This window comes from Mesorhizobium sp. M0139, assembly GCF_040322455.1.
Classification (GTDB): domain Bacteria; phylum Pseudomonadota; class Alphaproteobacteria; order Rhizobiales; family Rhizobiaceae; genus Mesorhizobium.
On record NZ_JAMYTN010000003.1, the window covers coordinates 194,932 to 218,815 of the forward strand.

Genomic DNA, 23,884 nt, shown 5'->3' on the forward strand with positions numbered 1-23,884 from the left:
GCCGCCGATCGCGTGGCTCGAGCCTTGCCGGGTTTTGATGCGGGAATCCGTTGGCTCGCCAGGCAACGGCCCTGAGGGCTCCTTTCCTTCTCCCCTGTGAGAGAAGGTGGAGTCAAAACGGATAGTGCTGCCCCGGATCCTCGATGGTCAGCCAGCGCAGGTCGGTGAACTCGGCAATCGAGGCCTTGCCGCCGAAGCGGCCGTAGCCTGAACCCTTGACGCCGCCGAACGGCATTTGCGCCTCGTCGCCGACGGTCGGGCCGTTGATGTGGCAGATACCGGCTTCGATGCGCGCGGCAACCGCCATGGCACGGCGGATGTCGCGGCTGAACACGGCTGAAGACAGGCCGTATTCGGTATCGTTGGCGACACATACCGCTTCGTCCTCGCCCTTGACGCGGATCACCGGCTTGACCGGGCCGAAAGGATTCTTCCGAATAGACGCGCATCGCTGGCGTCACGTGGTCGAGCAATGTCGCCTCGACCACGGTTCCGGTGCGCTTGCCGCCGGCCACAAGCCTGGCGCCCTTGGCGACGGCGTCGGCAACCAGTTCTTCCATCTTGTCGGCGGCTTGGTCGCTGATCAGCGAACCGAGCACGACATGGCCGCGCGGGTCGCCGGCCGGCAGCTGCGCGGCGCGGGCGGCGAGCTTGGCGACGAATTCGTCGGCGACCTTTTCATCGACGACCAGACGCTCGGTCGACATGCAGATCTGGCCCTGATGCATGTAGGCGCCGAAGGTCGCCGCATTGACCGCCGCATCGATGTCGGCATCGTCGAGCACGACCAGCGGCGCCTTGCCGCCGAGTTCGAGCAGCGCCGGCTTCAAGTGACGGCCGGCGAGTTCGGCAATGATCCTGCCGACCTTGGTCGAGCCGGTGAAGTTGACACGCCTTACGGCGGGGTGCGCGACCAGTGCCTCGACGATTGTCGCTGCGTCCTTGGGATCATTGGTGACGACATTGATGACCCCCTTGGGCAGGCCGGCCTCGACCAGCACCTGGCCGATCAGCCGGTGTGTGCCTGGGCACATTTCCGAGGCTTTCAGCACAACCGTGTTGCCGCAGGCGATCGGCATGGCGATGGCACGGGTTCCGAGGATGACCGGTGCATTCCACGGCGCGATGCCGAGGCAGACGCCGGCCGGCTGGCGGATCGCCATGGCGAGCGTGCCGGGCTTGTCGGAGGGGATGACCTCGCCCGAAATCTGGGTCGTCATGGCGGCTGCCTCGCGCAGCATTTTGGCGGCGAGCATGACGTTGAAGCCGGCCCAAGGGCCGGTGGCGCCGGTTTCTTCCATCATCAATTTGGTGAACTCGCCGACCTTGGAGTCCATGACATCGGCCGCCTTGGACAGCAAAGCGCGGCGCTCGCCCGGACCGGTCTTCGACCACGTCTTGAAAGCGGCAGCAGCGGCTTCGACCGCGGCATTGGCGTCGGCGATGCTGGCTGCGGCAGCGCGGGTCGCCAGCTTGCCGGTGAACGGGTCCATGCGCTCGTAAGAGGCTGAGCCGGAGGCATCCCTTTTATCACCGTCGATCAGAAGTCCGATGTCCATTGTTCTCTCCCTCGCTCGCCGTGGAGCGTCTTTTCTATCTATTATCGACCACGATCTGATCCGAACACCGGCTCCCACTTTTCGGGATCATGGTCTAGAAGCCGAGCACCTCGGCATTGATCGATGCTTCAAGCCCACCGTCAACCGGCACATTGGCGCCGTTGACCCAGCGTGCGCCGTCCGAGCACAGGAACAGCACGACAGGCGCGATGTCGCCCGAGGTTCCGGCGCGCCCGACCCTGGCGATGTCGCTGTCCACGCGGGCGTCGCCCAGCACATTGCGGAACTGTTTGAGGATCGGCGTCTCGACCGGGCCGGGGCTCACTGCATTGACGCGGATGCCGCGGCTCCTGAACAGATCCTGATGTGCGGCGCGCTGCGTCCACAACAGCAGCAGTTCCTTGGAAACGGAATAGCCTTCCTCGTTCTTCACCTGATGGTCGGCGACCACCTCCGCCACATCGGGAAAGCCTTCGATGCCGACCATCGATGCCGCGCGGTTGAGATTGGCGCGCCAGCCATGGCCGGCGATCGAGGCGACGTTGACCACGGCGCCGCCTTCACGAAGTGTTGGTGCGAGGCCTTCCGAGAGCGCGCGCAGGCCGTAGAAGTTGACGGCCAGTGTCGACACCGCACCGGTGTTGCCGGGGAGGCCGGCGACATTGCAGAGCGCATCGATGCGCTGCGGCAGGCGCCCGAGGAGATCGTTGACGCCGGCCTTGGATGAGATGTCAGCCTTGACGAAACTGCCGGCCGATGCTGCCGGTTCACGCATATCGACGCCGATCACGTCAGCGCCCAGTTGGCCGGCAAGTTCCGCCGTGCGGGCGCCGATACCGGAGGCGACACCGGTGATGAGGATGGTCTTGCCGAACAGCATGGTCACGCCTTTTCTGGATGGGTTGCGGCCTGTTGCGGCGAGGGCGCCGCGTCACTATCGCCGGCGTTTGCCGGCAGCCTGACGCGGTAGCCGACCGGTAGCAGGCGCAGGCCAAAGCGCTCCTCCAGCGTTCCCCACAGGCCGCGCGGCAGGAACAGCGAGAACAGCACCGCCGTGGCGCCGAGGCCGATCAGATACCAGACGCCGGCGCCGCCGAACCAGGTCTCGATGAGGAAGAACAGCAGCGCACCCAGAATGGCGCCCTCGAAGGTGCCGATGCCGCCGACCAGCACCATGAAGATCATGTAGGCGGTCCACTGGACGTTGAAGTAGGTTTTCGGCTGGAAGGTGATCGACGTGGCCAACCACAGCGCGCCGGCCATGCCGATGCCGAAGGCGGCGAGCACGAAGAGCAGCCGCTTGGTTCCGGTGACGCGCACGCCGACCGATGCCGCGGCCTCCTCATTGTCCCTGATGGCGCGGATGGCCGCACCCGTGCTGCCACGCAGCAGGCTAAACAGGGTGGCGAGCAGCGCCGTCATCGCGGCCATCGCCAGCCAGTAGATCGTCGCCCGCCTGACGCCGGCGTCATAGACGTTGAGCGAGATCAGCGACGTCCCGGTCTCGCCTTGCACCAGCCGGTCGAGATTGACCAGGAGATGGGTGAGCGCCGCGATCACCCACATGCCGATGGCGAACTCGCCGTTCTTCAGCTTCAGCATGAACAGCGACATTGGCCAGGAGATCGCGCCGACGATGATCGCCGAGACAAACAGAGAAGCGAACGGGTTGAGGCCGGCATCGGCCAGGCGGATGGTGAAATAGGCGCCGAGGCCGAAGAACACTTGCTGTCCCACCGAAACCAGCCCGCCGAAGCCGGCCAGCGCGTTCCACATCGCCGCCAGCATCACATAGATGAACAAGGCGGTCATGCGGTCGACGGCGCCGGCCGACAGGAAGTGCGGCGCGATGCCAAGCAGCGCGATGATGACGACAACCGCAATCGCCGAGATGCGCGAGGCGGAGGTGCCGCGCTCGATGACGGGGGCGTTTAAAACCGCGCTCATGATGCTTTCCTCGCGGGCAGGCGCAGCAGGCCGCGCAGGCCGAGGCCGGAGGTGGAGAGCCGGGTGAACAGCACGATCAGGAAGGCGACATGGCCGCCGATCAGAAAACCTTGCGGATGGATCTGCGCGCCGAGCGTCTGGGCGAGCGCCAGCACGATGCCGCCGACCAGCGTGCCCCACAGCGAACCGGCGCCGCCGATCACCGCCGCCTCGAAGGCGAACAGCAATTGCGGTGCGCCGGTGTAGGGATCGAAGGTGGCGCGCATGGCGAGGAAGGAGCCGGCCAGCCCAACGGTGACCATGGCGATGGCGGCGGCGAGGGCATTGGCGCGGCGCGCATCGACGCCGACGAGACCGGCCGTGTCGGGATCTTCCGACGTGGCGCGGATCGAGCGGCCAAGCCTGGTGTTGGTAAGGAACAGCTGCAGTCCGCCAAGCAATATGACGGCGGCGGCGAACATGATCACGGCAAGCTTGCCGACATAGATGCTGCCCGGCCATTCCCAGGAATCGTAGGAGAGGCTGCCGATATAGGGCGCCAGCGAACGGGTATCGGCGCCGAACTGCTCGAACAGCGCATTGTCGATGACGATGGCGAGGCCGAACGTGGTCAGGATCGGCAGCAGCGCGCCGCCGCGGGCGCTGCGCTCGAGCAGGAAGCGCTGCAGCGCCCAGCCGATGGCCGCCATCAGCGGCAGCACGATGAGCAGGCCGACGAAGGGCGAGATATGGAATTGCGAGGCGAGCCACCACAGCGCGTAGGCGGAAAACACGGCCAGGCTGCCATGCGCGAGGTTGATTATGCGCATCACCGAAAACATGAAGGAGAGGCCGCAGGCGATAAGCGCGTAGTAGCCGCCGAGCAGGATGCCCTGGACGATCTGGTTGCTCATGCCGGCACACTCCCGGCGCTTTTTCTGTGCAGACCGAAATAGGCTTTCGTCACTTCATCGCGGGACATGCCCTTGCTCGGGCCTTCCAGCGCGACGCGTCCTTCGAGCATGCAGATGACCTTGTCCGAGACCGAGAGCGCGCGATTGAGGTCCTGTTCGACCAGGATGATCGTCGTGCCGGAGCTGATCAGGCCTTGCAGCGAAGCGTATACGCGATCGACCACCAGCGGCGACAGGCCGAGCGAGACCTCGTCGAGCAGCAGCAGTTCGGGATTGCTCATCAAAGCGCGGCCGATGGCGGTGGCCTGCTGCTCGCCACCGGAGAGATGCCCGGTCTTGGCATGGCGGCGCGGCTTCAGATTGGGGAACGTGTCGAGCACTCGTTCCACGCTCCAGTCGCCGGGACGGCCGGCGGTCTTGCCAAGCAGGAGGTTCTCCTCGACCGTCATCTGCACGAACAGTTTTCGCCCTTCCGGCACCAGCGCGACGCCCATGCCGACGCGCTTGTGCGAGGGAACGCCGGTGATATCGGCACGATTCAGCAGCACGCGGCCGGCCGTCGGCTGGTGCGCGCCGGCGATCGCCCGCAGCAGGGTCGTCTTGCCGGCGCCGTTGGCGCCGACCAGCGCCAGCGTTTCGCCGCGCTCAATCGAGAAGTTCACGCCGCGCACCGCCTGCAACAGGCCGTGGCGGACGACCAGATTCTCGATTGCGAGCAGGCTCATTTCGGGCCTCCGCCGAGATAGGCCCGCACGACTTCGGGGTCGGCCATCACCGCTTGCGGCTCGCCGTCGGCGATGATCTTGCCGGCGTCCATGCAGATCAGCCGCTCGGCCACCTGCAGCAGGATGTGGACGATGTGCTCGATCCAGACGATGCCGATCTTGCGCCGACGCAATTCCTTGATGGTATCGACAAGTTCGCTCGCCTCGCCATCGGTCAGGCCGCCGCCGATCTCGTCGAGCAGAAGCAGCGTCGGCCTTGCCGCGAGCGCGCGGGCAAGTTCTAGCCGCTTGCGGTCGAGCAGGCCGAGCGTTTCGGCGCGCCGGTTGGCCACGCCCAGCATGCCGCACAGTTTCAGCGACGCCAACGCCTCTTCATAGGCCTCGTCGCGGGCGAGACCGGCGCCATGCGACGCGGCAACAAAAACGTTCTCGAACGTGGTCATGCCGCCGAACGGCTTGGGCACCTGGTGCGTGCGCACCAGGCCGAGACGACAGCGCGCTGTAGCCGGCATCGCGGTCACATCGCCACCCTTGAAGGCGACCGTGCCGGCGCTCGGCGGGAAGGCGCCTGATAAGATGCTGAGCAGCGTCGTCTTGCCGGCGCCGTTCGGGCCGACGATGCCGACGGCCTCATCGGCATTCATGGCGAAGTCGACATCGTCGAGCACCACCAGCGCGCCGAAGCGTTTCTGGATGCCGGCAGCGCGGAGGATCGCGGCGTTTGCTGAACCGTTCACGATGCGATCCCCGTAGCCGTCCGTCAGCCGTTATACGGCTGGAGCTTGGCCTCGACCGGAACCTTCGGGTCGGTGGCGTTCTCGGTCACGACGTAGTCGAGCGGGAATTTGCCGCCTTCCTTGGCCGCCACCCATTGGGTGCCGATGATCGGGCCGGGAGAGACATTGGCGACCGGGCCGCTGGTGAAGTCGACCTTGCCGATCATGGTCTCGGTGTTGAGCGCGCTCAGCGCCTTGGCGACGGCCGCCTTGTCCTTGGCGTCGGTGCTTGCCTTCAGCGCCTCGAAGCCGGCGTCGAGCAGCGACATCGAGGCGCCGAGCTGCTGCGTCCACTGCTTGCCGCTGGCGGCCTCATAACCGTCGGCCAGTTCGATTCCCGAAACGCCGGTCAGCGGCGACTTGTAGGGAAAGGCCTTGTGCCAGTAAGCGGCGCTCGAAATCTTGTTGCCGAGATCGCCCAGCGCCTCGATGTCGGACGGGAACAATCCGGTCTTGGCGACCTGGCAGATCTTGATCTGCTTGATCAGGCCTTGCTGTGCAGCCTGACGCCAGAAGGCGGCGAAGTCCGGCGGGATCGGGAAGGAGTTGAAGATCTCGACGCCTTCCTGCTTGAACAGCGCGATCTGCGAGGAATAGTCGGTGGTGCCGGTCTCGTAGGCGCCGGGATCGACGATGGTGAAACCCTGCTTTGCCAGCAACGGCGCCAGATGGGTGCGGATGGCATTGCCGTCTGCGTCGTTGGGATACATGACGCCGACCTTCTTGTTGGTCTCGATCAGGTTCCATTGCGAGATGTAGGTCCGGAAGAACTCGTCGACGCCGAAGCCGAAATGATAGGTCCATTTGAACGGCGAGGGTTCGCCGGGCTTGGCGCCGCGGCCGAAATACCAGGCCTCCCACGGCATGACGGTGGAGAGGCAAGGCACGCCGGCGGCTTCGCAGGCGTCGGCGACCGGGTTGATCACCTCCGGCGTCGACACCGCCAGCATCAGGTCGACGGCCTGGTTGTTGATGAGGTCCTTGGCGAGCTGGCCGGCGCGCGACGGGTCGGATTGCGTGTCCTGGTCGATGATCTCGACACTGTATTTCTTGCCGCCGATGTCGAGGCCGTTGGCGAGCGCCTTGCGGGCGAGATCGAGCACATAGCCGTCGGTCTGGCCGAAGCCGGCGAGCGGCCCGGTGCGCGGGCTGACAAAGCCGACCTTCAGCGTGTCGGCGGCCTGCGCGAATGCCTGGCCGCGGCTGAGCGCAAGTGCCGCGCCGCCGGCGAGCGATGTGGCGATGAACTGGCGCCGCGAGACGCCGGATTTGCTTGAGGTCATGCTGGTATTCCTCCCTTTCCTGACGGCACCTGGAGGTCACCGCCGGCCTGCTCAAAATCGATGCCGCCCGTTCTTAAGATCGGAGATCGCCCCGGCAGGCCTTGAGGCGGCAGCGGAACGCCGCCAATGCCGATAACGGCACGATTTCGATCCTCCCATCGTCACAGTGCCCTAGGTGTTTGGTTTGGTAAAATGATATTTTGCGGTGTTTCGTTAACCAACAGGTTATGGAAATACGGCTGAAGGCCCGCTCTGCGCCAGATTGGCGAAAGGTGCTCAGGCGTTCTGGCTGGCCGCCTCGCGAATGGTCTGCAGCAGGATGGTGAAGGCCGGCGAAGGCGCAGTGTCGGTCCGCATCGTCAGGCCGACCGGCCCTTTGGTTTCCTCGGTGTTGACGGGCAAGGCGACGAAGGCGCCGCTGGAGAGTTCGTTGGCGACGACGCCTGTCGATATGATCCAGACCGCATTGCTTTGGCGCAGGAAGGCACGGCCGAAGGAATCCGAGACGGTCTCGATCTCGGTCGCAGGCGCCGTCATGCCGTTGGTGATGAACAGGCGGTCGACGAAGGGGCGGATGACCGACTCCCGCGTCGGCATCAGCACCGGGAATTCATCGAGCCGGGCGAAGATGTCCTGGCCCGGCTGCAGCAGCGGATGGCCGGCCCTCACCACGAACAGCACCGGTTCGGAATAGAGATGCTCGAAGAAGAAGCCGGTCATGTTTTCCGGCGCCGCAAGCCGGCCGACGACGAGATCGAGCGCACCGACGCGCAACTGTTCCAGCAGGACCGCGTTCTCGCCGGTGACGATCTTGATCGCAGCACCGGTATTTTCACTCAGGAACAGGCTTATGGCGCGTGGCATCACCTTGGCCGACACTGTCGGGAGCGCGCCGATGCGGATCGGATGCCGGTTGATGGCGCCGTCCTGGCGGACGGAATCGACGCCGCGCTTCAGTGCCGTGATCGCCGTGCCGGCATGGCCGAGAAAGATTTCGCCAAGCCGTGTCACCCTGATGCCGCGGCCGTCGCGTTCGACGACAGCGATGCCAAGCGCCTCCTCCAATTCGCGCAACGTCTTGGTCACGGCCGGTGGGCTGACATGGAGAAAGTCGGCCGCCCTCGCCACGCTGCCTTGCCGCGCTACCTCAAGGAATGCCTGCAGGTGACGGAACCTTATGCGGCTTTCGGACATGTTCTCATAACCTAGCAGTTAATGAAACGGCGGAAAATATCATTTTACCAAACCAAATGCCTTGTGCAATGTGAACACGGAGGATCGAAATCGTGCAATTCGTCAACATTGGCGGCATCACGCTGCACCATCGCCATATCAAGGCGAAGGGAAATGCGCGGCCGATCGTGTTCATCAATTCGCTGGGCACCGACTTCCGCATCTGGGACGAGGTGTTGTCCGAACTGGGTGGCGAAATGCCTGCGTTGGTCTACGACAAGCGCGGCCATGGCCTGTCCGACATTGGTGGCGTCAGCTCGATCGACGAGCATGTCGATGATCTGTCGGGCCTGATCGATCATTTCGAATTGAACAATGCGGTGCTGTGCGGCCTGTCGGTGGGCGGCCTGATTGCGCAAGGGTTTTATGCCCGGCGCCCCGAAATCGTCGACGGCCTCATCCTGTGCGACACCGCCCACAAGATCGGCACGGCCGACAGCTGGAACACCCGCATCGAAACGGTCGAAAGCAAAGGCATCCAGGCCATCGCCGATGCCGTGCTCAAAATGTGGTTTACGCCTGCCTTCCACGCGGACCGTGTCGCCGAGCTCGACGGCTACTGGAACATGATGACCCGGCAAGCCGTCGCCGGTTATGTCGGCACCTGCGCCGCGGTGCGTGACGCGGATTTCACCGAGGCCGCGCAGGCGATCGCGGTGCCCACGCTTTGCGTCGTTGGCGACCAGGACGGCTCGACGCCGCCGGATCTCGTCCGCTGGCTGGCCGATCTGATCCCAGGCGCACATTTCGAAATCATTCGTGACGCCGCGCACATCCCTTGCGTCGAACAGCCCGAGGCGCTGACCACCCTGATCCGCGATTTCGTCGCGGCGCTTCCCCTGAGAAAGCAGACCCATGGATGAACTGCCCAAAAACGAAACCAGATACCGAACCGGGCTGACCGTCAGGCGCTCGGTGCTCGGCGACCCTCATGTCGATCGCAGCGAGGATGCCGTCACCGATTTCGACCGGCCGTTCCAGGAGCTGATCACCGAGGCAGCATGGGGCACTGTGTGGGCGCGTCCGGGCTTCAGCAGGCGCGAACGCTCGATCGTGACTCTGGCACTGCTGGCCGCCCTTGGCCATGATGAAGAGGTCGCCATGCATGTGCGCGCCACCGCCAACACCGGTGCGTCGCGCGACGATATCTGCGAAGCGTTCCTGCATGTCGCGATCTATGCCGGCGTGCCGGCGGCCAACCGCGCCTTCAGGATCGCCAAGGAGGTGTTTTCGGAAATGGACGGAAGCAGGGCTGGCCATGCCAGCTGATGCCGGCTCGAACCGCAGGCCCGAGACCGGCGCCTTCTTCCAGCGCGACCGCGGCTGGCACCCGCCGGCGCTGACGCCCGACTACAAGACTTCGGTGCTGCGCTCGCCGCAGAAGGCGCTGCTGGCCTTCGACAACACGGCGTCGGAGATCACCGGTCCGGTGTTCGGCCACGCCGTGCTGGGCGAACTCGACAATGACCTGATCCACAATTTTGCAAAGTCCGGCGAGAGCGCCATCGGCGAGCGTATCATCGTCTATGGCCGCGTGCTCGACGAGCGCGGCCAGGGCGTCTCCGGCGCGCTGCTCGAATTCTGGCAGGCCAATGCGGGCGGCCGCTACCGCCACAAGAAGGACGGCTATCTGGCGCCGCTCGATCCGAATTTCGGCGGCTGCGGCCGCACCATCACCGATGCCGACGGCGGCTATGCCTTTCGCACGGTGAAGCCAGGTCCCTATCCCTGGCCGAACGGGCCCAATGACTGGCGGCCATCGCACATCCATTTCTCGGTGTTCGGCCACGGCTTCGCACAGCGGCTGATCACGCAGATGTATTTCGAGGGCGACCCGCTGATCTGGCGATGCCCGATCGTGCGCGGCATCCGCGACAAGGCGGCGATCGAGACGCTGGTCGCCGCGCTCGATATGCAGGCGACAATCCCCTTCGACGCGCGCGCCTACAAGTTCGACATCGTGCTGCGCGGACGCCGTGCCGCGCTGTTCGAAAACCGGCCGGAGGGCAATTGATGGCGCAATCGCTGACCCGGCTGAAGGAGAGCCCGTCGCAGACCGCGGGGCCCTACGTGCATATCGGGCTGACGCCGAATTTCGGTGGTATCGGCGGCGTCTACCCGACAGACCTGGGCGCCACGATGCTCAACGACAACGCCAAGGGCGACCGCGTTGGTTTGCGCATTCGCGTGCTCGACGGCACCGGCACGCCGCTCAGGGATGCCTTGATCGAAATCTGGCAAGCGGATGCCAATGGCTTCTACAATTTGCCGGCCGAATTGCGCGGCGATGCCGATCCGGATTTTCAGGGCTGGGGCCGTCAGCCGACCGACATGGAAACCGGCCTGTGCAGTTTTCAGACGATCAAGCCGGGACGCGTGCCGTATGGCGACGGCCGGCTGATGGCGCCGCATATCAGCCTGTGGATCGTCGCCCGCGGCATCAATATCGGCCTCCACACGCGGCTCTATTTCTCCGACGAGGCCAAGGCCAATGCCGAGGATCCGATCCTGGCCCGCATCGAGCACAAGGTGCGCGTGCCGACGCTGATCGCCGAGCGGCAAGGCGACAACTATATTTTCGACGTCCATCTCCAGGGGGAGAAGGAAACGGTCTTCTTCGACAGCTGACGGAGGAAACCAGCACATGACCGTATCGCCCTTCGACCATCCGCTGCTTTCCGGCCTGCTCGGCGACGAGGAGGCGGCTCGGCATTTTTCGGTGGATGCGGAAATCGCCGCCATGCTCGATTTCGAGCGCGCGCTGGCGCAAGCGGAAGCCGAAAGCGGGACTATCGGCACGGATGCCGCCGCGGCGATTGTACCTGTCCTGTTGTCATACAAGCCGGACACCGAGCGGCTGCGGGCCGGTGTGGCGAAGGATGGCGTGATCGTGCCCGAACTGGTGCGCCAGTTGAAGGCAGCGGTCGGGGCGCCGCACGACGCCGGCGTGCATTTCGGCGCAACCAGCCAGGACGTCATCGACACTGGCCTGGTGCTTCGGCTGCGCCGGCTCATTGAACATCTCGACCTGCTGCTGACTGAAAACATTCTGCGGCTGGTGGGGCTGGAAGAACGTTTTGGCAGCCGTGCATTGACAGCGATGACGCGCATGCAGCCGGCGATCCCAATTCAGGCGTCGGACCGCGTGGCGGTGTGGCGCACGCCGCTGCAACGGCATCAGCAGAGACTGTCGGAGCAATCCAAGCGTCTGCTCGTGGTGCAGTTTGGCGGCGCTGCCGGCACGCTGGAGAAGCTCGGCGACAAGGGGCCTGCGGTGCGCGCAGCCCTTGCCGCAAAACTCGGCCTTGGCGATGCGCCGCAATGGCACAGCCAGCGCGATGCGCTGGCCGAATTCGCCGGGCTGCTATCGCTTGTCACCGGCAGCCTCGGCAAATTCGGCCAGGACGTTGCGTTGATGGCGCAAGGTGGAACCGACATCAAGCTGTCCGGCGGCGGCGGCTCGTCGGCCATGCCGCACAAGCAGAACCCGGTGAAGGCGGAAGTGCTGGTGACGCTGGCGCGCTTCAACGCCACCCAGCTTTCCGGCATGCATCAGGCGCTGGTGCATGAGCAGGAGCGCTCCGGTGCTGCCTGGACGCTGGAATGGCTGCTCTTGCCGCAGATGGCGGTTGCGACCGCGGCTGCGCTACGGCTCGCCGCCGAACTCGCCGGACAGATCGAAAGCCTGGGACACTGATGCGCACCCGGATTGTCATTGTCGGCTCCGGACCGTCCGGGCTGCTGCTTGGCCAGCTTCTCGGCACCATTGGCGTCGAGACGGTGATCCTCGAACGTTCGAGCCGGGAGCATGTGCTTGGCCGGGTGCGGGCAGGGGTGCTCGAACAAGGCACCGTCGAGTTGCTCGAAGAGGCGGGCGCAGCTGCAAGGCTGCATGCCGAGGGCCTGCTGCATGCCGGCATCTCGCTTGCCTTCGGCGGCGGCCTGCACCGGCTCGACCTCACGGCACTGACTGGGGGAAAGCATGTCACCGTCTATGGCCAGACCGAAGTGACGCACGATCTGATGGACAAGCGCGAGGCGGCCGGGCTGACCACCGTCTATGAGGCGGCCAACGTCGCGCTGCATGGTTTCGATGGCGAAGCGCCTTACGTCACCTATAGCAAGGACGGCGTCGGCCATCGCATCGACTGCGACTTCATCGCCGGCTGCGATGGCTATCACGGCGTCAGCCGCAAATCGGTGCCTGAGCGGGCGCTGAAAACCTTCGAGCGGACCTATCCCTTCGGCTGGCTCGGCGTGCTGGCCGAAGTGCCGCCGGCCGATCACGAACTGGTCTACGCCAACCATGAGCGGGGCTTTGCGCTGTGCTCGATGCGCTCGACACATCGCAGCCGCTACTATGTGCAGGTTCCGGTTGATGAGAGCGTCGAGGCCTGGAGCGACGACCGCTTCTGGGATGAGTTGCGCCGTCGCCTGCCCGAGCAGACTGCCGCCGCCGTTGTTACCGGGCCGTCCTTCGAAAAGTCGATCGCGCCGCTGCGCTCCTTCGTTGCCGAGCCGATGCGCTTCGGCCGGCTGTTCCTGGTCGGCGACGCCGCCCATATCGTGCCCCCGACCGGCGCCAAAGGGCTCAACCTCGCTGCCAGCGACGTGCGCTATCTCTTTGCCGGACTTCGCGAATTCTATCTGGACAAATCGCAGGCCGGGCTTGACGCCTATTCAGCCAAAGCGCTGGCTCGGGTGTGGAAGGCGGTGCGCTTCTCCTGGTGGATGACGACGATGCTGCACCGCTTTCCCGATACGGGCGAGTTCGGCCAGCGCATCCAGGAAGCCGAGCTCGACTATCTCGTGCATTCGCAGGCGGCGTCGACCGCGCTGGCGGAGAACTATGTCGGTTTGCCCTATTAAGGGCAGTGCGATCTCAAACCCGTTCGAGCGCCACTGCGATGCCCTGGCCGACGCCGATGCACATGGTGGCGAGCGCATAGCGGGCGCCGCGCTCGCGAAGCTCCAGCGCAGCCGTGCCTGCAATGCGCGCGCCCGACATGCCCAAGGGATGACCAAGCGCGATGGCGCCGCCATTGGGGTTGACGTGCTCCGCATCCTCGGCGATGCCGAGTTGGCGGAGCACGGCGATGCCTTGGGAGGCGAAGGCTTCGTTGAGTTCGATGACATCGAATTGGTGCGGTGTCAGGCCGAGGCGAGCGCAGAGCTTTTGTGTCGCCGGAGCAGGGCCGATGCCCATGATGCGCGGCGCCACGCCGGCGGCAGCGCCGCCGAGGATGCGGGCGATCGGCGTCAGGCCGTGTCTTTTCACAGCCGCTTCGGAGGCGATGATCAGCGCCGCCGCGCCATCGTTGACGCCCGATGCGTTGCCGGCGGTGACCGTGCCGTCTTGCCGGAACGGCGTCGGCAATTTGGCCAGCGACTCGACCGTGGTGCCGGCGCGGGGATGCTCATCCTTCGATACGATAGTCGCATCGCCCTTTTTCTGCGGGACCGTCACCGGGGTAATCTCCTTCGCCAGCCGGCCATTGGCCTGTGCCGCGACGGCCTTGTCCTGGCTGCGCACGGCAAAGGCGTCCTGGTCGGCGCGCGACACTGAAAAATCCTCGGCGACGTTCTCGCCGGTCTCCGGCATGGAATCGACGCCATATTGTTTCTTCATCAGCGGGTTGATGAAACGCCAGCCGATGGTGGTGTCATGGATCTCGGCATGGCGTGAAAAGGCGGTCTCGGCCTTGGGCATGACGAAGGGCGCGCGGCTCATCGATTCGACGCCGCCGGCGATCATCAACTCGGCTTCGCCCGCCTTGATGGCGCGGGCGGCAATGGTGAGCGCGTCCATGCCGGACCCGCAGAGGCGATTGACGGTCGAGCCTGAAATTTCCTTCGGCAGTCCGGCCAGGAGCAGCGACATGCGGGCTACATTGCGGTTGTCCTCGCCGGCCTGATTGGCGCAGCCATAGACGACGTCGTCGACAGCCTGCCAGTCGATGCCGGCATTGCGCTCGACCAGCGCCTTCAGCGGGATGGCGCCAAGATCGTCGGCCCGCACCGACGACAGCGAGCCGCCGAAACGGCCGATCGGGGTGCGGATGTAATCGCAGATGAATGCCTCGGTCATGTCATGCGGCCTTTTCTTTTCCGCTTCCCTCATGCGCCGCCTTGGTGCGGGCCTGCAGGTCACGCAATGTCGTCAGCTCGAGTTCCGTCGGCGCCGGCGTTTCGTCAAGCGCCTCGGCGAACTTTACGATCCAGCCGCAGCTGTCCTGCACCTGCTGCCGCGTCACGCCGGGATGCAGCGACACCACGGTGAATTCCTTGCTCATCGGGTCGGGCTTCCAGATGGCGAGGTCGGTGATCAGCAGCGTCGGTCCAGCGGTCTCGATGCCGAGGCGCTGGCGATGGTCGCCGCCATTGCCATGGCCGAAGGAGGTGAAGAAGTCGATCTTCTCGACCATGCCGCGCTTGGACTGCGCCATGGTGATGTAGATCTCCTTCGACGAGGTGGCGATCTCCGGCGCGCCGCCGCCGCCGGGCAGGCGGGTCTTGGGATACGCATAGTCGCCGATGATGGTGGTGTTGATGTTGCCGAACTTGTCGAGCTGGGCGGCACCGAGGAAACCGATCGAAATGCGACCGCCCTGCAGCCAGTAGCGAAACATCTCCGGCACCGAGACGGTCGTGACGGCGGTGTCGCAAAGTTCGCCGTCACCGATCGACAGCGGCAAAACATCGGGCGCGGTGCCGATGGTGCCGCTTTCATAGATCAGCGTGATGTCGGGCGCATGCGTCAGTCGCGCGACGTTGCAGGCGGCCGACGGCGCGCCAATGCCGACGAAGCAGACATCGTCGTTTTTCAGGGCTCGGCTGGCGGCAATCGTCATCATCTCATTGGGAGTAAAGCCGCTCATGCCGCGCTCCTCAGATGCTTTACGCGGCCGGCGAAATCGTCCGCCGTGCGCTCAAGGACATTGGCCTGCATCCAGGTCTGGAATTTTTCACGGTCGGCGGCGATGTCGTCCCATTCGAGATAGGCGGCGTTGTCCCTGGCATAGTAGCCGTGCGTGTAGGAGGGATGCGAACCGCCTGATACCACCGAGATCGCAGCGATGGTCCAGCGCGGCAGCACGGTGAGGTTGGGATGCAGGTCGTCGAAATTGTCGACGACTTCCTCTACCGTCACCACGGCGCGCTTGGCCGCGAGCACCGCTTCCTTCTGGATGCCGATAATGCCTTCGACCAGCACATTGCCTTTTTTGTCGGCCTTCTGAGCGTGGATGAAGGTCACGTCCGGTCGGATGGAAGGAACGGCGGCAAGCACCTCGCCGGTGAACGGGCAGGTGACCGAGCGGATGTTGGGATTGACTGCCGCCAGCCCGGCGCCGCGATAGCCGCGGAACACCGCGCAAGGCAGGCCGGCAGCTCCCGCCTCGTAGGCGTTGGCCATGCCGGCATGGCTGTGCTCCTCGATCTCGATCGACCGGGGGAAGCCGTTCTCGATGGCGTCGCGGGCGCGGCGCAGCAGGCCGACGCCGGGATTGCCGACATAGGAGAAGATGATCTTCTTGGCCATGCCCATGCCGATCATCTGGTCGTAGATCAGGTCGGGGGTCATGCGGATGAGCGTCAGGTCGCGAAAGCCCTGGCGGATGGCCTCATGCGCCGCCGCCGTCGGGATCAGATGCGTGAAGCCTTCGAAGGCGACCGTATCGCCATCATGCAGGTTCTCAGCCACGGCCTGTTTGAGCGGCAGGAAATTGACCATCGCCAAGAACTCCGAAGTTCAAAAAGTTCGTATTGCGAACATTTGTTTTGTATGAGATATTTTTACATCGCGCCGCCGAGACGAGTCAAGGCGGCGCATTGTCTTGCGGAGGCCGCATGGAGGACGAGGCAACGACACGCGACCATGTCGGCTCGCTGGAGCGCGGCCTTGCAGTCATGGAGATACTGGCCCGGCATCCGGCCGGGATGACGCTGACCGAAATGGCGGAGGAGGCGGGGCTGACCCGCGCCGGCGCGCGTCGCTTCCTGCTGACGCTAACCGCGACCGGCTATGCCACGCAATCCGGCCGGCAGTTTTCGCTATCGCCGCGCCTGCTCACCATCGTGCGCTCCTGGCTCGGCGGCGCCTCGCTGTGGACATTCGCCGCACCCATCATGCGCGACGTGGCCGCCCAGTTCGACGAGGCCTGTAACGCGGCGGTGCTGTCGGGCGAGGAAGTCGTCTATGTCGCGCGCATTCCTGGCCGCCGCATCCTCAGCGTTTCGCTCGATGTCGGCACCAGGCTGCCGGCGCATTGCACCTCGATGGGGCGCGCCCTGCTTGCGGGGCTGGGCGCGGATGAGCTGAAGGCCTTGCTTGCAGAGGCGAGGATCGAACGGCGCACGCCGAAGACGATCACCAGCCGCGCCGCGCTGGCCAAGGCCATCGACGCGGCGAGGGCGGATGGCTTTGCCGTCGTCGATGAAGAGCTGGAACTTGGCCTGCGCTCGATAGCGGTGCCGATCTATGACCGCGCCGGCAAGACCGTGGCGGCGATCAACGTCTCGACGCAGTCGGCGCGGTTCTCCGTCGAGGCGATGGAGCGGGATATCCTGCCAGCGCTGCGGACGGCCAAGCAACGGATTGAGGAATTTTTCTTCGTGTGAGCGCAAGGCTAATCGCCTGAGGGAAGCGCTGCCCCCGCTCTGTCTCGGAGACGCGACGCCCTGCGCGGTTAGCGTCGCCATGCGAACAAACGATGCCCGGGGCACCTGAGCACAACGCATATGCGTGAATCCAAATATATCGTTGACGCCGCCCTTCCACTCCAATATCGAACAGGACTATACAGGTTTACTGAACAGGTACCCATATGAAGCGGCGCGCGGTTCAACTTTCTCCCGGCACGGGCAAGCCCGAGCAGATCGCCACCGTTCTCGAACATGAGATCCGCTCCGGCGTGCTTGGCTTCGGCGACCGCCTGCAAAGCGAGAACGAACTCGTCCAGCGCTTTTCCGTCAGCCGCAACACGGTCCGCAAGGGCCTCGAGGAGTTGTCCAGCCGTGGGCTGATCACGACCAAGGTCGGCATCGGCTCCTTCGTCACTTTCGACGGCAAGCCGGTCGATGACAGCATTGGCTGGTCGCGGGCGCTGGCCAATGCCGGCGCCAATGCCGAGACGCGGACGCTGCGGCTTGAAGTGATCGAGGATGCCGATCTTGCCGCGCTGCTTGGCATCGAAAGCCCGTTCTTCATCGCCGTCGACCGGGTGCGCACCAATGCCAGCGACGGCCATGCGATCTCCATCGAACGCAGCCGCCTGCCGCTGTCGACCGAACTGGAGGACGTGCCGCTGCGCGGTCTGCGCGAAGGCTCGCTCCACCAGACGCTGCGCGGCGCCGGCCTCATCCCAGACCATGGCGAGGAATGGGTCGGCATCGAGATGCTGAATGCCGAAGACGCCGCCATTCTCGGCTGCCCGCAAGGCACGCCGTTCCTGCGCGGACGCCGGCTGACGCGTGCGGCCGACGACCGGCCGATCGAATATGTAACCAGCCTGCTCAACCCGGCGCATTTCGCGCTGCATATGAGGTTTTGAGCGATGCCGGACAGAACCAACGACACGCTCGATCGCGCCATGGGCGCGCTTGTCGGTGGGGCGCTCGGTGATGCGCTGGGCATGCCGACGCAGCTTCTGTCGCCGGCCCGCATTGCCGAACTCTACGGCCATGTCGAGGATTTCGTGGCGCCGTTTGCCGATCATCCGGTGTCGAAGGGGCTCGTTGCCGGCACCATCACCGACGATACCGAACAGGCGCTGCTGCTCGGCCGCATTCTGGTCCAGTCCGGCGACCGCTTCGATCATGCGCGCTGGGTGAACGCACTGCTCGACTGGGAGCGCGAGGTCAAGGCGCGCGGCAGCTATGACCTGCTGGGACCATCGACCAAGCGCGCCATCGACGCCATCAATGACGGCGTGCCGGCGGAAGAGGCGGGAATCCGGGGCGACACCAATGGCGCGGCCATGCGCATCGCGCCGGTCGGCATCATGATGCCGCTGGAACCGTTCGATGCTTTTATCGCCAAGGTGGCGGAGACCTGCCGTGCGACGCACAACACCTCAATCGCCATCGCTTCGGCCGCAGCAGTTGCCGCCGCCGCCAGCCACGGCGTCGCCGGTGGCGACTGGCGTGCCGCTTCCGACAGCGCGGTAGCAGCCGCGCGGCGAGGCGCCCGGCTCGGACATTGGGTGACTGGTGGCGATATCGCCGCGCGTATCGCCTGGGCGCAGGAGCTCGTGCGCGGCAAGACCATGCGGGATGCGATCGGGCTCATCACCGATCTCGTCGGCACCGGTGTGGCCAGCCAGGAGTCCGTGCCGGCAGCTTTCGCCGTGCTTGAAGTCGCGCAGGGCGATCCCTGGCAAGCGGCAATCATCAGCGCCAATCTCGGCGGCGACACCGACACGATCGGCGCGATTGCCTCAGGCATGGCCGGCGCCTGCGTCGGCTTTTCGCAACTGCCGCAACAACACATTGCCGGGCTCGTCGGCATAGATATGGGGGAGGTGCGCTCGCTTGCCGAAGACCTCGTCGCGGCGCGCACGGCAAAGGCCAGCAAGGATGCCGCGGCATGAGTGGGCGTCTGGTCCATATCGGCAGCGCCGTCGTCGACTATGTCTACCGCATCGACGCCTTGCCGGCGCCGGGCTGCGAGAAGACCGCGTCGAGCTTTGCGCAGGTCGCCGGCGGCGGCTTCAACATGATGGTCGCGGCCAGCCGCACCGGCATGACGGTGGTGTTCGGCGGCCAGCTCGGCAGCGGACCGAATGGCGATTTTTTGCGCGCCGCGTTTGCGGCCGAAGGCATCATAACGCTGACGTCGCCATCCCCTGTCATGGACAGCGGCAATTGCGTCGCCATGATCTCCGGGGATGCCGAGCGCACCTTCGTGTCGTGGCCCGGTGCGGAGAGCATTCTCAGCCTCGAGATGATGAGGCCCGTGGTGGTCGCGTCTGATGATTGGGTGTTCACGTCGGGCTACACGCTGAGCTATCTCGGAAGCCGCAACGCGCTGACCGACTGGATCGAGGCGCTGCCAGAAAACATTCCCTTCGTTTTCGATCCAACGCCGGTCATCGCGGATATCCCGCGTCCCATCCTGTCGCGGGGGCTTGCCCGTACGACATGGCTGAGCTGCAACATGACGGAAGCGGTCGAGATCGCTGGGCAAGGCGATGTCGAGGCACTCGCCGCCCGGCTGCTCGCCGACCACTGCCCAAAGGCCGAAGGCGTCGTTATCCGCGCCGGCGCCAAGGGCTGTTTCGTGAGGTTGGTCAATGGCGAGACGCAGACCATTGCCGGCTTCAAGGTCGATGCCATCGACACCAATGGCGCCGGCGACACCCATATCGGCGGTTTCGTCAGTGCACTCTCGCGCGGCGTGCATCCCTTCGAGGCGGCGCGCTATGCCAATGCGGCGGCAGCACTTTCCGTCACCCGCCATGGCGGCTCATCGGCGCCGACCGACAGCGAGATCCAGACTTTCCTGAGCCAGGCCGCCACGGGCGAGCCGGGCCAGAACCAGAAGGCCCATCAGACAGCCTGACCCGCCAAGCGGGCAAACAAGAGAGGAACGAACATGCGCATGCCAAGACTGACTGCCCTGCTGACGGCGACCGCCGTCATCACCTCCGCGCTCACGCTGGCCGCCAGTGCCGCCGAAGTGCATGTGCTCAACTGGAAGGGCTACGGCGCCGACGAGCCGTGGGCGATCGAAGCCTTCGAAAAGGCGACCGGCAACAAGGTCGTCAACGACTTCTTCAATTCCGAACAGGAAATGCTGACCAAGATCCGCACCAATCCGGGCCTCTATGACGTGGTCATGATCAACGCCGCCTTCAACGATCAGGCGATGGCGGAAAAGCTGATCCAGCCGATCGATGTCTCGAAGCTGCCGAACTATGCCGACATCAGCAAGGACAAGGCGCAATCACCGATGCTCGACCATGACGGCAAGGTCTATGGCGTGCCGTGGGTGTGGGGCCTGACGGCGCTGGCAATCAACGAAAAGTCCTTCGACAAGCCGCCGACCTCGATCGCCGAAATGTGGGACCCAGCGCATAAGGGCCGGGTCGTCATTCGCGACGACGCTGTCGAAGCGGTGCAGTTCGGCGCCATCGCCACCGGTCAGAATATCAACGACATCAAGGATATGGAAGCGGTCAAGGCGAAGCTGACCTCGCTGATGCCGCAGATCAAGACGTTCTGGAGTTCGGAGAACGACTGGAACCAGATGGTCGCCTCCAACCAGATCGACATCGGCACCTATTGGAGCGGCTCGGCCGACCGTGCCAAGACGCATTTCAAGCTGCCGGTCTCGCTGGTCGTTCCGCAGGAAGGCGCCGTCGCCTGGCTCGACGCGTTCTCGATCCCGGTGGGCTCGAAGAATGTCGAAGGTGCGCAGGCCTTCATCAACTGGATGATCGATCCGAAATTCTATGTCGAATGGGTCACCAAGGTCGGCGCTCCGGTGTCGGCCAACACCAAGGCGGTGGAAGCGCTGCCTGAAGACTCCTTCAACCGCAAGGTGATGGGCGATCCCGAGGTGGCCAAGCGCATCCAGTTCCAGGCGCCGATCACCGACGCGCAGCGCGAGGCCTATCTGGCGCTGTGGCAGCAGCTCAAAGTCGACGTGAAGTAACGCTCACGTCCGGACCAGCCGGCGGTTGGCGCCGGCTGGCCCTTCAATCCTGGGGAGGAGGGTATCATGGCGGTACAGGGTGCGGTCGCGTCGCGCAGCGGGCTGAGATCGGCCCTGCCGCTGCTGGCGCCGGCCTATCTCTGGCTGACGGTGGCGATCTTCCTGCCGCTCTCGGCCATGGTGTTCTTCTCCTTCATGACCGACCTGCCGCTGTCGGGAAAGCCGTGGGCCTTGACCCTTGGCAATTACGCCGCCTTCTTCTCGCAGAGCCTGTACCTGACGCTGCTGCTCGCTTCGCTGCGGCTCGGCCTCGAAGTGACTTTGTGGTGCGTCGTCATCGGTTATCCCGCAGCCTATGTGTTGGCCAAGGTGCTGAAGGGGCGCAGCCGCGAGGCGATCTTCCTGCTGGTCATCCTGCCGTTCTGGTCGAACGGGCTGGTGCGCATCTTCTCCTGGGCGATGGTGCTGCGCGAGGGCGGCATCCTCGACACGGCGCTCAACGCCGTGCTGCCGTTCAATATCAACATCGACCTGATGTATTCCTACCCCGCAGTCATCATCGGCCTGGTGCACTCCTACGTGCCCTACATGGTGCTGACCTGTTACCTCACTTTGCAGGCCATCGACGACTCGCTGATCGAGGCCGGACGTTCGCTGGGCGCCTCGCGGCTGCAGGTGCTGAAGCGGGTGATCATCCCGCTGTCTATGCCCGGCCTGGTGGCAGGTGCGGCACTGATCTTCGTGCCGGTCGTCGGCTCGTTCATGGAGCCGCGCATTCTCGGCGGCCGCACCGGCACGTTCTATGGCACGGTGATCGAGGACCAGTTCGTCGCCGTCTTCAACTGGCCGCTGGGGGCGGCGCTTTCCTTCATCCTGCTGGCGGTGGTGCTGGTGATCCTGGCGGTTGCCTCGCCGGTGCTGCGGAGGGCTGCTTGATGATGACGACCCGCATAATCGAAGGACTAGGCCGCTTCTACATCGGACTGCTGCTCGTCTTCCTCTATCTGCCGATCATCATCATGGCGCTGATGTCGTTCAACGTCTCGCCCTTCTACCAATTGCCGTTCGAATGGACGACGGAATGGTATGCCTCGCTCTGGCAGAACGACCAGCTGATCGCGGCGACCTGGAACAGCCTCGAGATCGCGGTCATCACCACGCTCATCTCAGTGGTGCTTGGCTCGGCCGCTTCGCTGGCGCTCTTCCGCTACGACTTCCGCGGCAAGAAAGTGCTGCAGGCGCTGCTGTTTCCGCCGATCGCCATTCCGTGGCTGATCACCGGCACGGCGATGCTGATCTTCTTCTTCGGCGTCGGCATTGGCCGCGGCCTGTTAGCCATCCTGCTCGGCCATGTGGCGCTGGCGCTGCCCTATGTCATCGTCGTCGTCTCGGCCCGGCTGCAGACTTTTGCACCGGAGCTGGAAGAGGCGGCGCGCTCGCTCGGCGCCAACCAGTGGCAGGTGACCGCGCGTGTGACGCTGCCGTGGATCATGCCCGGCGTCATTGCCGGCGGCTTGTTCGCATTTGCCGTGTCGTTCGACCAGTTTGTCGTCTCCTACTTCCTGGCGACGCCGGGGCAGACGACGCTGCCGGTGGAAATCTACGCCGCGATCCGCAAGGGGTTCACGCCCGAGATCAACGCGGTCTCGACCATCATCATTGTCGTGTCGATGGCGCTGATGCTGTTCACGGCGCGCTTCTTCAAATTCGGCGGAGAGAAATAATGGCCGGCGTGCAGGTATCGAACGTCTCCCGCAGTTTTGGCGCGCACAAGGCGCTGGACCACGTCTCCATCGATTTCGCCGATGGCGGTTTCTATGGGCTGCTTGGCCCCTCGGGCAGCGGCAAGACCACGCTGCTCAGGCAAATCGCCGGCTTCGACTTTCCCGACTCCGGCCGCATCGCCATTGGCGGCGAGAGCGTCGAACGGGTGCCGGTCGAAAAGCGGCGCATCGGCATGGTGTTCCAGAACTATGCGCTGTTTCCCAATATGAGCGTCGCCGATAATGTCGCCTTCGGCCTGTCGGTGCGCGGCGAAACGAAAGCGACGATCGCCACCGAAGTGCAGCGCGCGCTCGATCTGGTTCAGCTCGGCAAGCTCGGCGAGCGCCGGCCGCACCAGCTCTCCGGCGGCCAACGCCAGCGTGTGGCGCTGGCGCGCGCCATCGTCACCAAGCCGCGCGTGCTGTTGCTCGACGAGCCGCTCGGCGCGCTCGACAAGGCGCTGCGCGTCGACATGCAGATCGAGCTGAAGCGCATCCAGCGCGAGATCGGCATCACCACCATCTTCGTCACCCACGACCAGGAAGAGGCGCTGACGATGAGCGACCGCATCGGCATATTGCGGGACGGCAGGCTCGTGCAGGAAGGGCCGCCGGAGGAAATCTACGACCGGCCGAAGAGCGAATTCGCCGCCACCTTCCTTGGCGACGCAAACATTTTTCGCGGCGATGCGACCGGCAACGGCATCCGGCTGCCTGACGGCACGGCGATCGCCGCCGGGGTGGGTGATCGGCTTGCCGCCGGTACGAAGGCCAGCTGCGCCGTGCGTCCCGAACGCATTCGCATCGCCACCGATGCCGGGGTTGCGGATGCGGCCAATGCCAACGCTCTGAAGGGCCAGATCTCCAAGCGCATTTTCGCCGGCAACAACAGCACCTATTTCGTCGAGCGTGCCGGCCAGACGTTGAAAGTCATCGTCCAGAATACCGGCAGTGACCGGCTGGCCGAGGGCCAGAATGTAATGCTCAGCTGGTCGCCGGAAAGCACCGTGCTGATTGCCGCAAACTAGTTCGCACCGTCACCCCGGCATG

24 protein-coding genes and 1 pseudogene are annotated in these 23,884 nt (G+C 64.7%); 14 read left to right on the forward strand and 11 right to left on the reverse strand.

Features of this window, described 5'->3' with window-relative positions:
* Positions 1 to 112: 112 nt before the first annotated feature.
* From NKJ58_RS05935 to pcaQ, 8 genes and pseudogenes are all read right to left on the reverse strand, one after another.
* Positions 113 to 1,559: pseudogene (locus NKJ58_RS05935) on the reverse strand (aldehyde dehydrogenase).
* A gap of 94 nt (positions 1,560 to 1,653) precedes the next feature.
* Entirely contained in the window at positions 1,654 to 2,439 is a 786-nt protein-coding gene (locus NKJ58_RS05940; RefSeq protein WP_352518791.1) for a coniferyl-alcohol dehydrogenase, read from the reverse strand.
* Positions 2,440 to 2,441: 2 nt separating this feature from the next.
* A complete protein-coding gene (locus NKJ58_RS05945) occupies positions 2,442 to 3,506 on the reverse strand; it encodes a branched-chain amino acid ABC transporter permease (protein ID WP_352518746.1) in 1,065 nt (354 codons plus the stop codon).
* Complete coding sequence (locus NKJ58_RS05950) at positions 3,503 to 4,399, reverse strand: branched-chain amino acid ABC transporter permease (protein ID WP_352852863.1); 897 nt, start codon at positions 4,397 to 4,399, stop codon at positions 3,503 to 3,505. Before NKJ58_RS05950 ends, NKJ58_RS05945 begins: the two co-directional genes overlap by 4 nt.
* Complete coding sequence (locus NKJ58_RS05955) at positions 4,396 to 5,124, reverse strand: ABC transporter ATP-binding protein (RefSeq protein WP_023736026.1); 729 nt, start codon at positions 5,122 to 5,124, stop codon at positions 4,396 to 4,398. Before NKJ58_RS05955 ends, NKJ58_RS05950 begins: the two co-directional genes overlap by 4 nt.
* Positions 5,121 to 5,795: an ABC transporter ATP-binding protein gene (locus tag NKJ58_RS05960; RefSeq protein ID WP_502902275.1), complete on the reverse strand. Its 675-nt coding sequence runs from the start codon at positions 5,793 to 5,795 to the stop codon at positions 5,121 to 5,123. The genes NKJ58_RS05955 and NKJ58_RS05960 overlap by 4 nt, the downstream gene beginning before the upstream one ends.
* Positions 5,796 to 5,884: 89 nt before the next feature.
* The gene (locus tag NKJ58_RS05965; RefSeq protein WP_023815843.1) at positions 5,885 to 7,183 is read right to left on the reverse strand and encodes an ABC transporter substrate-binding protein; all 1,299 of its coding nucleotides are present in this window, start codon (positions 7,181 to 7,183) and stop codon (positions 5,885 to 5,887) included.
* Between the two features lie 276 nt (positions 7,184 to 7,459).
* Positions 7,460 to 8,377: a pca operon transcription factor PcaQ gene (gene pcaQ / locus NKJ58_RS05970; RefSeq protein ID WP_023685275.1), complete on the reverse strand. Its 918-nt coding sequence runs from the start codon at positions 8,375 to 8,377 to the stop codon at positions 7,460 to 7,462.
* A gap of 92 nt (positions 8,378 to 8,469) precedes the next feature.
* Here pcaQ and pcaD point away from each other — a divergent pair, with 92 nt between their 5' ends.
* The 6 genes from pcaD to pobA are packed head-to-tail and all read left to right on the forward strand — an operon-like array spanning position 8,470 to position 13,285.
* Positions 8,470 to 9,279 carry a 3-oxoadipate enol-lactonase gene (pcaD, locus tag NKJ58_RS05975; protein WP_352518745.1) on the forward strand — a complete coding sequence of 270 codons (810 nt, stop codon included), beginning with the start codon at positions 8,470 to 8,472 and terminating at the stop codon, positions 9,277 to 9,279.
* Positions 9,272 to 9,685 (forward strand): 4-carboxymuconolactone decarboxylase, encoded by a 414-nt coding sequence (gene pcaC / locus NKJ58_RS05980; protein WP_023668153.1) that lies wholly within the window; start codon positions 9,272 to 9,274, stop codon positions 9,683 to 9,685. The genes pcaD and pcaC overlap by 8 nt, the downstream gene beginning before the upstream one ends.
* The gene (gene pcaH / locus NKJ58_RS05985) at positions 9,675 to 10,430 is read left to right on the forward strand and encodes a protocatechuate 3,4-dioxygenase subunit beta (RefSeq protein ID WP_023687923.1); all 756 of its coding nucleotides are present in this window, start codon (positions 9,675 to 9,677) and stop codon (positions 10,428 to 10,430) included. Before pcaC ends, pcaH begins: the two co-directional genes overlap by 11 nt.
* Positions 10,430 to 11,044: a protocatechuate 3,4-dioxygenase subunit alpha gene (gene pcaG / locus NKJ58_RS05990; RefSeq protein ID WP_352852864.1), complete on the forward strand. Its 615-nt coding sequence runs from the start codon at positions 10,430 to 10,432 to the stop codon at positions 11,042 to 11,044. The genes pcaH and pcaG overlap by 1 nt, the downstream gene beginning before the upstream one ends.
* A gap of 16 nt (positions 11,045 to 11,060) precedes the next feature.
* Positions 11,061 to 12,113: a 3-carboxy-cis,cis-muconate cycloisomerase gene (locus tag NKJ58_RS05995; protein ID WP_352518743.1), complete on the forward strand. Its 1,053-nt coding sequence runs from the start codon at positions 11,061 to 11,063 to the stop codon at positions 12,111 to 12,113.
* Positions 12,113 to 13,285 carry a 4-hydroxybenzoate 3-monooxygenase gene (gene pobA / locus NKJ58_RS06000; protein WP_023685269.1) on the forward strand — a complete coding sequence of 391 codons (1,173 nt, stop codon included), beginning with the start codon at positions 12,113 to 12,115 and terminating at the stop codon, positions 13,283 to 13,285. The genes NKJ58_RS05995 and pobA overlap by 1 nt, the downstream gene beginning before the upstream one ends.
* A gap of 13 nt (positions 13,286 to 13,298) precedes the next feature.
* Here the strand turns inward: pobA and pcaF are convergent, their stop codons facing one another.
* From pcaF to NKJ58_RS06015, 3 genes are read right to left on the reverse strand one after another with little or no spacing between them, the layout of a single operon-like run.
* Positions 13,299 to 14,504: a 3-oxoadipyl-CoA thiolase gene (gene pcaF, locus NKJ58_RS06005; RefSeq protein ID WP_352518742.1), complete on the reverse strand. Its 1,206-nt coding sequence runs from the start codon at positions 14,502 to 14,504 to the stop codon at positions 13,299 to 13,301.
* Between the two features lies 1 nt (position 14,505).
* Positions 14,506 to 15,294: a CoA-transferase subunit beta gene (locus tag NKJ58_RS06010; protein ID WP_352518741.1), complete on the reverse strand. Its 789-nt coding sequence runs from the start codon at positions 15,292 to 15,294 to the stop codon at positions 14,506 to 14,508.
* Positions 15,291 to 16,148 (reverse strand): CoA transferase subunit A, encoded by an 858-nt coding sequence (locus tag NKJ58_RS06015; protein ID WP_023685266.1) that lies wholly within the window; start codon positions 16,146 to 16,148, stop codon positions 15,291 to 15,293. The genes NKJ58_RS06010 and NKJ58_RS06015 overlap by 4 nt, the downstream gene beginning before the upstream one ends.
* A gap of 116 nt (positions 16,149 to 16,264) precedes the next feature.
* Between NKJ58_RS06015 and NKJ58_RS06020 the strand changes: the two genes are divergently transcribed.
* The 8 genes from NKJ58_RS06020 (at position 16,265) to NKJ58_RS06055 (ending at position 23,862) form a co-directional block, all read left to right on the forward strand.
* Positions 16,265 to 17,035, forward strand: coding sequence for an IclR family transcriptional regulator domain-containing protein (locus NKJ58_RS06020; protein ID WP_352852865.1), 771 nt, complete (start codon positions 16,265 to 16,267; stop codon positions 17,033 to 17,035).
* Positions 17,036 to 17,241: 206 nt separating this feature from the next.
* Positions 17,242 to 17,967, forward strand: a complete 726-nt coding sequence (locus NKJ58_RS06025; protein ID WP_352852866.1) for a GntR family transcriptional regulator — start codon at positions 17,242 to 17,244, stop codon at positions 17,965 to 17,967.
* Between the two features lie 3 nt (positions 17,968 to 17,970).
* Positions 17,971 to 19,005 (forward strand): ADP-ribosylglycohydrolase family protein, encoded by a 1,035-nt coding sequence (locus NKJ58_RS06030; protein WP_352668180.1) that lies wholly within the window; start codon positions 17,971 to 17,973, stop codon positions 19,003 to 19,005.
* On the forward strand, positions 19,002 to 19,976 hold the full coding sequence (locus NKJ58_RS06035) for a PfkB family carbohydrate kinase (RefSeq protein ID WP_352852867.1): 975 nt from the start codon (positions 19,002 to 19,004) through the stop codon (positions 19,974 to 19,976). The genes NKJ58_RS06030 and NKJ58_RS06035 overlap by 4 nt, the downstream gene beginning before the upstream one ends.
* A 33-nt stretch (positions 19,977 to 20,009) precedes the next feature.
* Positions 20,010 to 21,071 carry an ABC transporter substrate-binding protein gene (locus NKJ58_RS06040; protein ID WP_023687931.1) on the forward strand — a complete coding sequence of 354 codons (1,062 nt, stop codon included), beginning with the start codon at positions 20,010 to 20,012 and terminating at the stop codon, positions 21,069 to 21,071.
* Between the two features lie 66 nt (positions 21,072 to 21,137).
* Positions 21,138 to 22,007, forward strand: a complete 870-nt coding sequence (locus tag NKJ58_RS06045) for an ABC transporter permease (protein WP_023712105.1) — start codon at positions 21,138 to 21,140, stop codon at positions 22,005 to 22,007.
* Positions 22,007 to 22,795, forward strand: a complete 789-nt coding sequence (locus tag NKJ58_RS06050) for an ABC transporter permease (protein ID WP_023712104.1) — start codon at positions 22,007 to 22,009, stop codon at positions 22,793 to 22,795. Before NKJ58_RS06045 ends, NKJ58_RS06050 begins: the two co-directional genes overlap by 1 nt.
* On the forward strand, positions 22,795 to 23,862 hold the full coding sequence (locus NKJ58_RS06055) for an ABC transporter ATP-binding protein (RefSeq protein WP_023712103.1): 1,068 nt from the start codon (positions 22,795 to 22,797) through the stop codon (positions 23,860 to 23,862). The genes NKJ58_RS06050 and NKJ58_RS06055 overlap by 1 nt, the downstream gene beginning before the upstream one ends.
* Positions 23,863 to 23,884: the final 22 nt, after the last annotated feature.

What these genes read in the sequence shown, in the direction of transcription:
- NKJ58_RS05950 (WP_352852863.1), bottom strand. Translation starts at nt 4,399, where the DNA reads ATGAGCAACCAGATCGTCCAGGGCATCCTGCTCGGCGGCTACTACGCG.
- NKJ58_RS06040 (WP_023687931.1), top strand. Translation starts at nt 20,010, where the DNA reads ATGCGCATGCCAAGACTGACTGCCCTGCTGACGGCGACCGCCGTCATC.
- pcaG (WP_352852864.1), top strand. Translation starts at nt 10,430, where the DNA reads ATGGCGCAATCGCTGACCCGGCTGAAGGAGAGCCCGTCGCAGACCGCG.
- pcaC (WP_023668153.1), top strand. Translation starts at nt 9,272, where the DNA reads ATGGATGAACTGCCCAAAAACGAAACCAGATACCGAACCGGGCTGACC.
- NKJ58_RS05945 (WP_352518746.1), bottom strand. Translation starts at nt 3,506, where the DNA reads ATGAGCGCGGTTTTAAACGCCCCCGTCATCGAGCGCGGCACCTCCGCC.
- NKJ58_RS06030 (WP_352668180.1), top strand. Translation starts at nt 17,971, where the DNA reads ATGCCGGACAGAACCAACGACACGCTCGATCGCGCCATGGGCGCGCTT.
- pobA (WP_023685269.1), top strand. Translation starts at nt 12,113, where the DNA reads ATGCGCACCCGGATTGTCATTGTCGGCTCCGGACCGTCCGGGCTGCTG.
- NKJ58_RS06045 (WP_023712105.1), top strand. Translation starts at nt 21,138, where the DNA reads ATGGCGGTACAGGGTGCGGTCGCGTCGCGCAGCGGGCTGAGATCGGCC.
- NKJ58_RS06015 (WP_023685266.1), bottom strand. Translation starts at nt 16,148, where the DNA reads ATGGTCAATTTCCTGCCGCTCAAACAGGCCGTGGCTGAGAACCTGCAT.
- NKJ58_RS06010 (WP_352518741.1), bottom strand. Translation starts at nt 15,294, where the DNA reads ATGAGCGGCTTTACTCCCAATGAGATGATGACGATTGCCGCCAGCCGA.
- NKJ58_RS06025 (WP_352852866.1), top strand. Translation starts at nt 17,242, where the DNA reads ATGAAGCGGCGCGCGGTTCAACTTTCTCCCGGCACGGGCAAGCCCGAG.
- NKJ58_RS05965 (WP_023815843.1), bottom strand. Translation starts at nt 7,183, where the DNA reads ATGACCTCAAGCAAATCCGGCGTCTCGCGGCGCCAGTTCATCGCCACA.
- NKJ58_RS05955 (WP_023736026.1), bottom strand. Translation starts at nt 5,124, where the DNA reads ATGAGCCTGCTCGCAATCGAGAATCTGGTCGTCCGCCACGGCCTGTTG.
- NKJ58_RS06020 (WP_352852865.1), top strand. Translation starts at nt 16,265, where the DNA reads ATGGAGGACGAGGCAACGACACGCGACCATGTCGGCTCGCTGGAGCGC.
- NKJ58_RS05940 (WP_352518791.1), bottom strand. Translation starts at nt 2,439, where the DNA reads ATGCTGTTCGGCAAGACCATCCTCATCACCGGTGTCGCCTCCGGTATC.
- NKJ58_RS06050 (WP_023712104.1), top strand. Translation starts at nt 22,007, where the DNA reads ATGATGACGACCCGCATAATCGAAGGACTAGGCCGCTTCTACATCGGA.
- pcaF (WP_352518742.1), bottom strand. Translation starts at nt 14,504, where the DNA reads ATGACCGAGGCATTCATCTGCGATTACATCCGCACCCCGATCGGCCGT.
- NKJ58_RS05995 (WP_352518743.1), top strand. Translation starts at nt 11,061, where the DNA reads ATGACCGTATCGCCCTTCGACCATCCGCTGCTTTCCGGCCTGCTCGGC.
- NKJ58_RS06035 (WP_352852867.1), top strand. Translation starts at nt 19,002, where the DNA reads ATGAGTGGGCGTCTGGTCCATATCGGCAGCGCCGTCGTCGACTATGTC.
- pcaQ (WP_023685275.1), bottom strand. Translation starts at nt 8,377, where the DNA reads ATGTCCGAAAGCCGCATAAGGTTCCGTCACCTGCAGGCATTCCTTGAG.
- pcaH (WP_023687923.1), top strand. Translation starts at nt 9,675, where the DNA reads ATGCCAGCTGATGCCGGCTCGAACCGCAGGCCCGAGACCGGCGCCTTC.
- NKJ58_RS06055 (WP_023712103.1), top strand. Translation starts at nt 22,795, where the DNA reads ATGGCCGGCGTGCAGGTATCGAACGTCTCCCGCAGTTTTGGCGCGCAC.